The organism is Pumilibacter intestinalis (assembly GCF_943193005.1).
GTDB classification, from domain to species: domain Bacteria; phylum Bacillota; class Clostridia; order Christensenellales; family Pumilibacteraceae; genus Pumilibacter; species Pumilibacter intestinalis.
This window is the reverse complement of sequence record NZ_CALPCH010000011.1, coordinates 19,343-31,516: the sequence shown is the minus strand read 5'-3', so window position 1 is coordinate 31,516 and position 12,174 is coordinate 19,343. Positions and strand designations below refer to the sequence as shown.

Annotated in this window: 13 protein-coding genes; 2 read left to right on the top strand and 11 right to left on the bottom strand. The window is 49.4% G+C overall.

Features of this window, described 5'->3' with window-relative positions; translation table 11 throughout:
• Positions 1–94: 94 nt before the first annotated feature.
• The 7 genes from uvrC to NFR55_RS06620 form a co-directional block, all read right to left on the bottom strand.
• Complete coding sequence (gene uvrC, locus NFR55_RS06650; RefSeq protein ID WP_251547522.1) at positions 95–1,918, bottom strand: excinuclease ABC subunit UvrC; 1,824 nt, start codon at positions 1,916–1,918, stop codon at positions 95–97.
• Between the two features lie 79 nt (positions 1,919–1,997).
• Positions 1,998–2,594 (bottom strand): epoxyqueuosine reductase QueH, encoded by a 597-nt coding sequence (locus NFR55_RS06645; protein WP_251547520.1) that lies wholly within the window; start codon positions 2,592–2,594, stop codon positions 1,998–2,000.
• Between the two features lie 181 nt (positions 2,595–2,775).
• A complete protein-coding gene (gene prfA / locus NFR55_RS06640; protein ID WP_251547519.1) occupies positions 2,776–3,846 on the bottom strand; it encodes a peptide chain release factor 1 in 1,071 nt (356 codons plus the stop codon).
• A gap of 42 nt (positions 3,847–3,888) precedes the next feature.
• Complete coding sequence (gene prmC / locus NFR55_RS06635; RefSeq protein WP_251547516.1) at positions 3,889–5,700, bottom strand: peptide chain release factor N(5)-glutamine methyltransferase; 1,812 nt, start codon at positions 5,698–5,700, stop codon at positions 3,889–3,891.
• A gap of 372 nt (positions 5,701–6,072) precedes the next feature.
• A complete protein-coding gene (gene rpmE, locus NFR55_RS06630) occupies positions 6,073–6,279 on the bottom strand; it encodes a 50S ribosomal protein L31 (protein WP_251547514.1) in 207 nt (68 codons plus the stop codon).
• A 265-nt stretch (positions 6,280–6,544) separates the two neighbouring features.
• A complete protein-coding gene (locus NFR55_RS06625; RefSeq protein ID WP_251547512.1) occupies positions 6,545–6,706 on the bottom strand; it encodes a hypothetical protein in 162 nt (53 codons plus the stop codon).
• 9 nt (positions 6,707–6,715) lie between these two features.
• Positions 6,716–7,123, bottom strand: a complete 408-nt coding sequence (locus NFR55_RS06620; RefSeq protein WP_251547510.1) for a hypothetical protein — start codon at positions 7,121–7,123, stop codon at positions 6,716–6,718.
• Between the two features lie 131 nt (positions 7,124–7,254).
• On the opposite strand from NFR55_RS06620, the gene NFR55_RS06615 reads away from it, so the two are divergent.
• The gene (locus NFR55_RS06615) at positions 7,255–7,455 is read left to right on the top strand and encodes a helix-turn-helix domain-containing protein (protein ID WP_251547508.1); all 201 of its coding nucleotides are present in this window, start codon (positions 7,255–7,257) and stop codon (positions 7,453–7,455) included.
• 20 nt (positions 7,456–7,475) lie between these two features.
• Positions 7,476–7,766 (top strand): helix-turn-helix domain-containing protein, encoded by a 291-nt coding sequence (locus NFR55_RS10590; protein WP_420851542.1) that lies wholly within the window; start codon positions 7,476–7,478, stop codon positions 7,764–7,766.
• Between the two features lie 99 nt (positions 7,767–7,865).
• Here NFR55_RS10590 and dnaA read toward each other — a convergent pair whose 3' ends face one another.
• The 4 genes from dnaA to recF all read right to left on the bottom strand — a co-directional run bounded on the left by dnaA (position 7,866) and on the right by recF (position 12,122).
• Complete coding sequence (dnaA, locus tag NFR55_RS06610; protein WP_251547506.1) at positions 7,866–9,215, bottom strand: chromosomal replication initiator protein DnaA; 1,350 nt, start codon at positions 9,213–9,215, stop codon at positions 7,866–7,868.
• Positions 9,215–9,796, bottom strand: coding sequence for a TetR/AcrR family transcriptional regulator (locus tag NFR55_RS06605; RefSeq protein WP_251547505.1), 582 nt, complete (start codon positions 9,794–9,796; stop codon positions 9,215–9,217). The genes dnaA and NFR55_RS06605 overlap by 1 nt, the downstream gene beginning before the upstream one ends.
• A 74-nt stretch (positions 9,797–9,870) precedes the next feature.
• Positions 9,871–11,025, bottom strand: a complete 1,155-nt coding sequence (locus NFR55_RS06600) for a hypothetical protein (protein WP_251547503.1) — start codon at positions 11,023–11,025, stop codon at positions 9,871–9,873.
• The gene (recF, locus tag NFR55_RS06595) at positions 11,022–12,122 is read right to left on the bottom strand and encodes a DNA replication/repair protein RecF (protein ID WP_251547501.1); all 1,101 of its coding nucleotides are present in this window, start codon (positions 12,120–12,122) and stop codon (positions 11,022–11,024) included. The genes NFR55_RS06600 and recF overlap by 4 nt, the downstream gene beginning before the upstream one ends.
• Between the last annotated feature and the right edge of the window lie 52 nt (positions 12,123–12,174).

The window sequence follows — 12,174 nt, the reverse complement described above, 5'->3', positions numbered from 1 at the left end:
TCATACGAAACAATTATACCATATTATTATATTTTTGCAAACTTATAAACGACTGTTTTTCAAAGGAAATTTTTGCTCGGAAAAAGGCGAATTTTTACTCCTCCGCCTTGTTCTTGAAATATTCGCACACACTGCGGGCGCATCGCTTGTCTATTCCGTCCACCGCGCAAAGCGTTTCCTCGTCCGCCTCTTTGATATCGTTGAAATCGGCAAACGCCGCAAGCAGTATTTTCGCCTTTTTGGGTCCCACTCCGGGTATCTTTTCAAGCATGGAAACGTAGCGGGTTTTGCGCAAAGTGCGGTGATACGTGATTGCGAAGCGGTGCGCTTCGTCGCGTATTCTCTGCAAAAGTTTGAGCGCGTTATCCTGCTTTGAGAGCAATATGGGCGTGCTCGAACCCACCGTGAAAATTTCTTCCTCGCGCTTGGCGAGTCCCACCATGGGCACGTCGTAACCGAGCGAGAGCATCGCTTCGTGCGCAAAAGAAAGCTGTCCTTTGCCGCCGTCTATCACTATAAGGTCGGGAAGCTCGGCAAACTTTTCGTCGCCCTCTTTGGCTCGCGAAAATCTGCGCTTGAGCGTTTCTTCCATGCTCGCGAAATCGTTCGCTCCCTCCACCGTTTTAATCTTGTATTTGCGATAATCGGCTTTGCTCGGCTCACCGTTTATGAAAACAACCTGACTCGATACTTTGTCTACCCCGCTTATGTTGCTTATATCGTAGCACTCCATTCTTCGCGCGCTCGCTATTCCGAGTATGCCCGCAAGCCGCTCGCACGCCCCCGAAGTCATATCTTCTTTGCGCTTGTAGTCCGCCGAAGATTTCTCCAAAAAGTCGGCGGCGTTTTGCTCGGCGCACACAATGAGAGAACGCTTAGCCCCTATTTTGGGGAACGCGATTTCCACCTTTTTTCCCGATAACTGCGATAGCGACTCGCCGATTGCCTCCGCCGACTCAATCTCTTCGGGCAGGCAAACGAGCGGCGGAATGAACGAGTCTTTGCGGTAATACTGACCCATAAAGCCGGTCACCGTGTCCGAGTAGCCCAGTCCCGCGTCGGTAACGAAATAGTTGCGCACTCCCATCATTTTGCCGCCGCGAACTATGCACACGCTCACCGCCGCGCCCGAGCCGTCCGAAACGTATCCGAACAGGTCAATATCGGTGATATTGCCGAGGTTGGCAACGGTGCGCTCGTTGAGTTTTTTGAGCACTCCGAGCTGATTGCGATACGTTATGGCGCGTTCGAAATCTTCGTTTTCGGCGGCGCGGTTCATGCGCTCCTCTATCAACGACTCCGCAGTATCGTCTTTGCCCGAAAGAAAGGCTATCACCTTTTCCACAGTTTCGCGGTACTGCTCCGCAGTTACCCGCGCGGTGCAAGGAGCTTTGCACAGCCCTATGAACCAGTCCAAACACTCGCGGCTGTTTTTGTTCACCTTCATGCGCGGATTGCAAGTGCGCATTCCGTAAGCGGTTTTTATTATGTTTACCACGTCGCGCACGTTTATGCCGTTAAAGTACGGTCCGAAATATTTCGAGCCGTCTTTTTTGAGCTTGCGCGTTACCTCGAGCGCGGGGAACTCGAGCGCGGTGTTTATCTTTATATAAGGGCTGTGCTTGTCGTCTTTTAAGAGTATGTTGTATTTGGGCTTGTGCTTTTTAACGAGGTTTGCCTCGAGCGTGAGCGCGTCCTTTTCGGTAAGCGTAATCACGTACTCGAAATCGGCTATGTTATCCACCATAGCCTGAACTTTGGGCAGTTTGGGCGAATTGTTGAAATATTGGCGCACGCGGTTTTTAAGCACCACCGCTTTGCCGATATATATTATTTCGCCCACGGCGTTTCGCATTATATACACGCCGGGGTTTTCGGGCAAGCCTTTTATTTTTTCGTTAAGAAGTTCGCTCCGCATTTTTACACCGTTTGGAAAGTTTTGTTTCAAATGTTTGGGATTAGGCTACGCCGCTCGCAACGATGGGCGGTTGGCATTGTCATTGCGAGGAACAACGTGACGAAGCAATCTCATGCTTAATTGCTTTTGCAAACTCGCAACCGCAATAATTTTGACGGTACAGCCCGAGCTCTTTACTGAGCCGCGTGCTAACCGCAAATCCGTTTTCTTTCTTAAAGTCGTTGGGCAAATATTTTACGCCGTACTTTTTTTCGAGCGCGAAACCCGTTTGATTTATAAACTCGGCGTCTTTGTGCGGACTTACCGAAAGCGTGGAACAAAACAAGTCCGCACCCAGCTCTTTCGCCTTTTGCGCCGTGCGCTCGAGCCGCAAAGCAATGCACGCCCTGCACCTCGCCCCGCCCTCGGGTTCGTTCTCGAGCTTGTCCGCAACGCGCAAAAATTCCGCGTGACTGTAAATTTCTTTTACGGGCTTTAAGCCGAGCTTACAAAACTGCGCGTATCGCAGTTCGTACTCCTCCGCCGTATCCATGTTGGGATTGTAATAGTAGGGTATTGCGTCAAATCCGCGAAGTCTATGCACCACGCCCGCCGAACACGGCGCACAACAAACGTGCAGCAACAGTTTGCCGCCGCGCGGATATTCGCTGAATAGTTTGTTGTAGTTCGCGTTCACAGTTGCTTTACATGCTCCGTGCAAGAGATTGCCGCGGGCACAAGTGCCCTCGCAATGACAATAATGCCGAGCCGGCGAAGAAGGGTTGCAGATTGCCGCAGCTGGTTTTGAAGCCGCGCACGGGCTGTACTTCGGGTACTGCCCTGTGCGGCTGAAAAACACGCAGCGGCAAGATGCACCCTTATTCGCCGGCGTTGAGTTTTGCGGTTTGGTCGGCAACTCTCAACGCCTCCAACATCTCGTCTATGTTGCCGTCCATAAACGCGTTTATGTTGTAGGTGGTGAGATTTATGCGGTGGTCGGTAACTCTGCCCTGCGGAAAATTATAAGTGCGAATACGTTCGCTGCGGTCGCCCGTGCCCACTTGCAAACGGCGGTTTTCGCTGTATTGCGCGTCCGCCTGCGATTGATAATAATCGTACAGTTTGCTCTTGAGCACCCGCATTGCCTTTTCGCGGTTCTTTATTTGGCTGCGCTCGTCTTGGCACTGCACCACTATGCCCGTGGGCAAATGGGTCATGCGCACGGCGGAGTCGGTTTTGTTTACGTGCTGACCGCCCGCGCCGCCCGAGCGGTAGGTGTCTATTTTGAGGTCTTTTTCGTTTATTTCCACCGTTACGTCTTCGGCTTCGGGAAGGACGGCAACGGTGGCGGTAGAGGTGTGAATTCTGCCCTGCGTTTCGGTTTCGGGCACGCGCTGAACGCGGTGCGCTCCGCTCTCGAACTTGAGCTTACGGTACACGCTTTCGCCCGAAATCTGAAACACGGCTTCTTTTATGCCGCCCAGCTCGGTTTCGTTCACGTCCACGTCCTCCACCTTTAAGCGGTGCTTATCCGCCCACATCTTATACATGCGCACGAGTTCCGCCGCAAACAGGTTGGCTTCCTCGCCGCCCGCACCGCCGCGAATTTCCACGATTACGTTTTTCTCGTCGTTGGGGTCGGTGGGCAACAGCAGTATTTTAAGTTCTTCGGCTATCTTTTCAAGCTCGGCTTTTTTCTCCTCGAACTCCTCTTTGGCAAGCTCGAGCATTTCGGGGTCGCGCTCGCTCGCAAGCATGGCTTTCGCCCCCTCTATATCCGATTCGGTTTTTACATACTTATCGTAAGCCGTAACCACGGGCTCAATTTGCGAGTGCTCTTTAACGAGCCGAGTCCACTCTTTGTTATCGGCTATAATTTCGGGCTTTACTATCTGCTCGCTGAGCGCAACGTATTTTTCTTTAATGCTTTTTAACTTTTCTATATTCATTTCTTTCTACTCTTTTTTAACTCTCGGATGTCGGTATTCGGTTTACATGTCATTGCGAGGGCACTTGCATATCGCCACTCTGTCGTTGCCGTCAAGGTCTTTTATTATTTGCACATGCTCCGAGCCGAATATCTTCTTTATGTCTTCGGCTTGGTCATACCCTATTTCCATTATGAGTTCGCCGTTCGGCTCGAGAAACTCGGCGTAACTCTCCTTGATTTTGCGGTAAAAATCAAGCCCGTCCTCTCCTCCGCAAAGCGCGATGTGCGGCTGCGCCTTCACCTCGGGCGCAAGCGTTTCCATATCGGCGGCGCGAATGTACGGCGGATTGCTCGCAATGTAATCGAACTTTCCGCTTATGCCCGAAAACATATCCGAAAGCACCGTTTCGGCGTTAAGTCCCGCAAGATTTTGCGCCGCCGTTTTGAGCGCGGACTCCGATATATCGGCGGCAACCACGTGCGCCCTCGTGGCTTTGGCGATAGCCTGCGCGATACAGCCGCTGCCCGTGCAAAGGTCGAGCACGCGAACTTCGCGCTCCCCTATCCGCTTTATCAGTTCGTCGGCGAGTATCTCCGTTTCCATGCGAGGTATGAGCACGTCGCGCGTAACCTTTACTTTGTTGCCGTAAAATTCGCTTTCGCCCAAAATGTAGTCGAGCGGTTCGCCCGCAAGCCGTTTTTCGAGAATATCCGTCGCTTTCTTGTAGTCCGCGTGCCCGATTTTTTTAACCGCCCGCAACTCGTTGCGTTTCATGCCGAGCGCGGCGCAAAGTATCCAGTCGGTTTCGGCTTGCGCCTCCCGCTCGTCGAGTCCGTAAACTTTTAGCGCGGTAACCGTTTCTCTGCGCACCGCGTCGGGCTCGTGCTCGCCGAACTTAACCGCCTTTATGCTTTGGTCGGCGTCCATCTCGAGCACCGCGAGAAAACTCTTGAGCGCAACCTCCGCCATATCGTCTTCGGGCGGATAGGTGGTTAAACGCTGAAGCGCAAGCCCGGGCGCACGCAACGCGTTCGTAAACCAATTGTCGGGCAGCATTGCCAAACCGCGTAAAAGCTCGTAACTCAGTCCCGCCACAAGCGGCAACAGCGCAAGCCGCGTTCCCGTGAGTATCCAGCGATTGTCGCTCCAACTCGTGCCGTCGGATAATTTAATATAGCTTAGCGCCCAACGCGCGAGCGCAAACACGAGTATGGATATTACCATTACGAAAAACAAAAACGTAGTGCCGCAACGGTTGTGGCGGGTGGAACATTTTTGCACGTTCTCAACCGTCATATCGTAGCCCTTTTCAAAGCAGTTGATTGTGCGGTGCTCCGCGCCGTGATACATAAAGGTGCGGCGTATGTCTTTCATGCGCGAAACTATCAAAAGATAGAGCACGAATATGAGTATTCGCAGTATGCCCTCAAACAAACTTTCGAGCAGTATGGCGGTTTTGTATCCCACCAAACTCTTGAGGTTTATGAGCTCTTTGAACAAGAGGTCGCCCAAAAATCCGGGCAACAGTATAAACAGCCCCACCGCGAGCAAAACGCCCACTATCACGGCAAACGCCATCCAACCCTTGCCGGGCGTTTCTTCGTCGGGCGTGCTCACCTCCGCACTGCGCATGAGCGTGCCCATGCCCGTAACCAAACTCGAAACGAAACTCACCACGCCGCGCACAATGGGCACTTTGGAGTACCACCTGCGCCCCTTGAGCCGCGAAGTTTCGAGCATAATGCTCCCGTCGGGCGAACGCACCGCCATTGCCATGCTCGTACTGCCGCGCATCATTACGCCTTCCATAAGAGCCTGACCGCCTATCATGGTGCGCTTCACGTTTTTTTGTTTTTGCTTTTTATCCGACAATTCCTTTTGTCCTTTTTTTGATTTCTATTTGATATTGCGAAAGCGTTTCGGTATTCCCTGTCATTGCGAGGAGGGCTTTGCCCGACGCGGCAATCCCCCGCATGGAACAGATACAGCAGCTTTGCCTTCCTCATGACTGGGATTGCTTCGGCACTACGTGCCTCGCAATGACATTGACATACTACCCGTCATTGCGAGGAGGGCTTTGCCCGACGCGGCAATCCCCCGCATGGAACATGTACAGCGGCTTTGCCTTCCTCATGACTGGGATTGCTTCGGCACTACGTGCCTCGCAATGACGCATAACTCGAAAACTATATAAAAAGAGAGCACGCCAAAACAATGCTCTCTTCCGCTTTTTGTATTCGTTATCTATTTCTTGTTATAACGTTTGTTGAATTTATCTATGCGTCCGCCCGTATCCACGTGCTTTTGCTTGCCCGTGTAGAAAGGATGGCACTTACTGCAAACGTCAACCTTTACCACGTCGCCCTTTTTGGTAGAGCCGGTCACAAAGGTTGCGCCGCAAGCGCACTCCATTGTAACTTCGTGATAATCGGGATGTATATTCTCTTTCATTCCGCGTATTTCTCCTTGAATTATCTTAGCCTATCTATTTTATCACTACGCAAACCATATGTCAAGTGTTTTTTCAATACAAAACTGCGCCTTGCCTTAATTATGGATAAATATTCTTAAATTTCGAATTTTCAAGGTTCAAAGACATTTATTAGCTTTTTATTTTTTCTTTTTGCATACTCGTACGCCCACTTTGTCCCGCTCGAACGATATTTATATGTTAATTTTTCATTATAATAAAACACGCATATATCGCTTTTATCTATCATTTCTTGATTTCTTTTAACATACGACAATCTTCCCGCATTATGTGCGGATACTCCGTCACTCCGCTCGCAATTAAATTCTCAACCGTGTTTTCTATAGCAAAAGAAACTTTTTCTATATCTTTAACGGTTCTATGACCTATAAAAGCACATACCCTCATACAAAATATTTACGCGTAAACAATTTGCTTTTCCAATATTACTTCAATATTGTAATCATGAATATTACCGCGCCAATCAATAAAACTCACCTTGAATAAATTGTTTCCCACTATTTCATACGCAATTCCTTTATAAATATAATACCATTTCGAATTACTGATTGCATATTCGGCATTTTCTTTAACCGGCATAGATAAATTGAATATCCAATACCATTTATCCCATATTTCCTTATCGCCAAAAATATCATCGGAAACAATTTCATATCGTTCCAGTAAAGTCAAATCTGAAATTATAGCCTTTTGTAAACCATAAACTCCCGGTTCAATAAGATACGGAGGTTGCGGACCAACGCTACAAGAACATAATGCTAACGAACTAATTATTACAAGACCAACATACAACCTTTTAAGCATGAACTTCTCCTTCAAATACGCATACGCAAAATTATATCAATATATCACCTATAGATAGTACCACATATACATATAATATAGCAAGCGTTTTTATAAGTATAATACTTGTAGATACTATATAGGGAAATCATATGATTAAATTAAATATTGATAAACTGTTAAAAAAGCAATTAAAATCACGCTATTGGCTAAGTAAAGAACTCGGCATGAGCTATTACAATCTTAAGCGCATGATAGACGGGCAAACCAAAGGAATTAAATTCGAAACGCTTGAAGCCCTTTGCCAACTTTTACAGTGTTCGCCAAACGATTTAATTGAAATTACGGAATGAAAAATCATGACGTTACATGAATTGATACAGCGGATAGGTTATTTCAGAAACGAAAAAAACTTTCCGCAAGAGAATTGAGTTTACGGATAGAAAAAAGCGGTACTTATATAAACCAAATAGAGAGCGGCAATTTTATGCTGTCGCTCCCTATGCTTTTGAAAATTATAGACGCGCTCGATATTTCTTGCGCTGAATTTTTCGCGGAAAATTACACCAACTATAAACAAGACAAAGAAATTATAAATTTACTAAGCAATTTATCTGCCGATAGAAAAAATTCTTTTATTGACTTGATGAAAAATACTAAATAAATACCATATTAAATTTGAAATGTTTTATACTCGCCAAACGATTTAATTGAAATTACGGAATAAAACAATCCCGCTTGCTTAAGGCAAACGGGATTTGCGTTACTTTTTAAGTATCATGTCTTTTATATCCGACACTTCCACTTTGGTTTTTTGGTTGGTCTGCATTTTTTCGGCAACCTTGTCGCGGGCGTGCATTATGGTGGTGTGGTCTCTGCCGCCGAACATTTCGCCTATGGTTTTGAGCGGCAACGCGAGCATGTCGGTTATGAGGTAAAAACATACTTGCCGCGGCTCCACTATCTCTTTGGTTTTCTTCTTGCCCACCAAATCTTCTTTTTTTACGTTGTAGTAGCGGCACACGCACTCGGTTATGCGGTCGGCGGTAACGCTGTCTTCGGCAACCTCGCTGTAGTCTTTGAGCGCTTCGCGCACAAGGTCGCAAGAGGGCGGCGCGTTATACAGGCGGCTCAAAAAGATAACCTTGTTGAGTATGCTCTCCATATCGCGAATGTTGCTGAACACCTTTTCCGCCATGAGCGAAAGCACCTCGAACGGAATATTGCACTTTTCCGCCTGCGCTTTTTTTTGCAGTATCGCTATGCGGGTTTCGAGGTCGGGCGGCTGAACGTCGGCAATAAGCCCCCACTCGAACCGCGACCTAAGCCTTTCCTCGAGCGGCGATATCTCTTTGGGCGGGCGGTCTGAGGTGAGAATAATTTGCTTGTTGTTGTTGTATAAGTCGTTGAAGGTGTGGAACATTTCTTCCTGCGTTCCCGACTTGTCGGCGATAAACTGTATGTCGTCTATCATGAGCACGTCCACGCTGCGGTACTTGTCGCGGAAATTGGTGCTTTTGCCCTTTGTGGTGCGGATAGAGGCTATAAATTCGTTAACGAACTTTTCGCTCGAGGCGTAAAGCACCTTTAAGTGCGGATGACTCATTCTCACGCTGTTGCCTATGGCGTGCATAATGTGCGTCTTTCCGAGTCCCGCCCCGCCGTATATAAACAGCGGATTGTATCTCGAGCCCGGCTCGTCGGCAACCGCGCGAGCGGCGGCGTACATAAACTGATTGGATTTGCCCACAACGAAATTTTCGAAATTGTACTTGGGATTGATTACGTTGGCTTCCACCTTGGGAACGGGCTCCGACTCTTCTTCCACCGTATATTCTTTGTCGTCTTTTTCGCGGTATATGTCGGCGTCTTCGGGGCGGACTATGAGTATGCCCGTCATCGCGGGGTCGGCTTCCTGCATGGCAAAAGTGAGCTGTTCGGAAAACTTGTCCGCAACAAACTGTCTGTTTCCCTCGGCAGGCACCATGAGCACCATTCGGTTGTCTATAACGCCTATAGGCTCGAGCGTTTTAATCCAAACGTCGAAATTCACCGCACTCACCTCTATTTCGAGATTGGTGAGCATCTTGTCCCAAAGTTCTTTTACCTTCATTATTTCCTCTTATCCACTTCGTAGAAATAGAATTTCAAAAGTTTTTCCACCACCGACTGCTTTTGCGCGTCGTTCAAATCCATGCGGAGCGCGTCGAACAGCGAGCAACAAAACGCGTTGCCCAAAATTTCGGTAAACGCCTCCTCTTGCGCGTCGCATTTCTCCGAATACAGTTTGCTCTTTATAATGCGAGCAACCTTGCTCGAAAGCTCCTTGCCGAAATCCTCGTAACGCGTTCCCTCGCAACAGTCGGTAAGTATGAGCATATCTTTGCCGAACTCTTTGAAAAAGCCGAGCAGTCCGTGACTGAGTACGGGCATTATCTGCCCGAGAGTAACCGAGTCGAGCGTTTCAACCTGCTGAAGCTCGCCTATCAGTTTGGGGAGAGCTTCGTATACGGGCTTGACTATGGCGTCGAGCACGCCCGACTTGCCGTTAAAATATCGGTACAAATTGCCCACGGGCACGCCCGCGGCCTCGGCTATCGCGCTTATGTTGCCGCCGCGAAATCCGCGCGCAAGAAATTCTTTGCGCGCCGCGTTAAGTATTCTGTCGCGCACTTCGTCCTTTTTGTACTGCACAAATCAACCCTCCTCGAACGAAGCTACAGTATACCACACATACCCGCAAGTTGTCAATCCAAAATCCGCCGCGCTCAGTAATCGCCGTACCTTATGTACTTATAAAGCGCAACGAACGAATACAGCAATATGAGAAGCCCCATCAAACTCAAAAACACAATCCCCGCGCTGAGCGGCGAAAAAATTCCGAATACGCTCTTAAGCGTAAACGCTATGCCCTGCGCTCCGAATATAGCCGACAAGAGTCCCATGGGGCATACCGACAGCAAAACTCCGAACCCGAACGGAATGAAGAACGCTTTTATTATGGGCACGAACTCGTATACCGTAAACATTCCCAAAACGCCGCCCGCCAAAAAGAATATGCCCAAAAACACGGGTATTTGAGCCGTAACGTAGCAGTGGAGCAAAATGAGCGTTATGCCTACGCCCATAATAACGAGCATAAAAAAGGTAAGACCCACGAGTGTGCCCGCGCTCGTGTTGCACTGCCAGTCGCGCACTTTGCGCACCCGCTCGTGCTTGTATCTGTCTTTGGGCTCTTTGTACTTGTACTTAATCGGCTTAATAATATAATCGCGAAATATTCGGTTTATTTCCGTTACCGCTTCGCGATTGAGCACCGCCGAGGCATACGCGCTATCCCCGAGCTCGGACGTAAAGGTGACCTTTTTGCCGTACCCGTACTTTGTAAGGCGCACGCCCCTGAGTCTGCTGCGGTCGTAAATTTTTTCGTTGCCGTTGTTTACTATAACTATGTAGTCTTCGTATATGCTTATCGCGTTGCGCAAAGGCTTGCGTTCGTCCGCTTCCTCGAGTTGCTCTTTGAGCTGTTCGAGTTGCCTGCGGTCGGCGGCGTTTTTGCCGCGAGCGAGTTTGTGCTTAAAGGCAAATCTCGCAAATTTGCCCCACAGCCCGAACGCCGACAGCACTATTATCGCGCCCGCAACGAAAAGCACGAAAAACCCCGACAAATGAGTCAACAGTGCCATTAAAAATCCCGAGCTTAAAGTTACGTTTATAAAGCTGTATAAAAACCACCCTGCCAAAAACGCGAGAATGCACAGCATAAATATCCCGCCCGGCGATTTTGGTATGCGCTTTCGCCTGTCTTTAGACATATCGTACGCGGTGTGGCTGTCGTCGAATTCGTAAATCAGTTTGCCGAGGTCGTCGGGTCGCTCGTCCGTTTTGAACGAACGGGAGCGTTTGGAAAAATCTATTCTCATAATTTGCCCGTTTTCTCCACCGTGCCGCCGCGCACCGAATAAAGCGCGAATTCGCCCAGAGCCGAAGATATTTCGGCGGGCAGATGCGTGCACGTTATTATAGTTTGATATCTCTTGCTCCGCTCTATGAGCTTGCGCTGGCGAAAGGGGTCGAGTTCGCTCAACACGTCGTCGAGCAGTAGCGCGGGATACTCGCCGCTTTGCGCATAGTGCAGTTCGGTTTCGGCGAGCTTAAAACTGAGCGCGGCGGTTCGCTGTTGCCCTTGCGAACCGTAAGCCCGCACGTCCACGTCGCCTATCTTTACGGCGATATCGTCTTTCTGAACGCCGCAGGAGGTAAAGCACAACGCTTTGTCGCGCTCGCGGTTGCGCATAAGTTCCGCCGAAAAGTTCTTTTCTATCTCGTCCGCGTCCTCGCCCGCAAAGCCCTCGTATTCCAAAATCAAGCCCTCTTTGCCGTCGGTGAGATATCCGTGCGCCTCGTTGGCGTATGCGCCCAACCGCTCCACGTATCCGCGCCGAGTTTTTACTATCTTCGCGCCCTCGGCGGCAAGTTGCGCGTCCCATACGTCGAGCACGTCGTCGGTTGCCCTGCCGCTTTTGAGCAAACGGTTGCGCTGAGCGAGTATTTTGTTGTATCTGCCCAAAAGATAAAAATACGCCTTGCTCATGCGGCACAAAGCAATATCCATAAACCGCCGCCTGTCGCCCGGAGCGTCTTTTATAATGCGCATTTCGTCGGGCGAAAAATACACCGCCGCTATCACGCCCATAAGCTCGCCCATGCGCGATATGGGCATGCCGTTTATCGCCACGCGCTTGTTTTCGGTGCGGTCGAGGTATATTTCCACCGTGTTCTCGCCGCCCCTGTCCTCTTGAGTGAGCTTGATTTTTCCGCGGTCGCACCCCTTCTTTATAAGCTCTTTATCGCGAGGAGTGCGCGGACTGCGCCCCACGCTCCCGAAATACACCGACTCAAGGAGATTTGTTTTGCCCTGCGCGTTGTCGCCGCACAGCACGTTTATGCCGCGCGAAAAATCCACGAGCAACCGCCCGTAGTTTCTGTAGTCGTTCAGTTCGACGCGCTTGACTATCATATATCCTAATTATATCACAAGGCTCGCCCGATTGCAAATTTTTGCGCGCGGT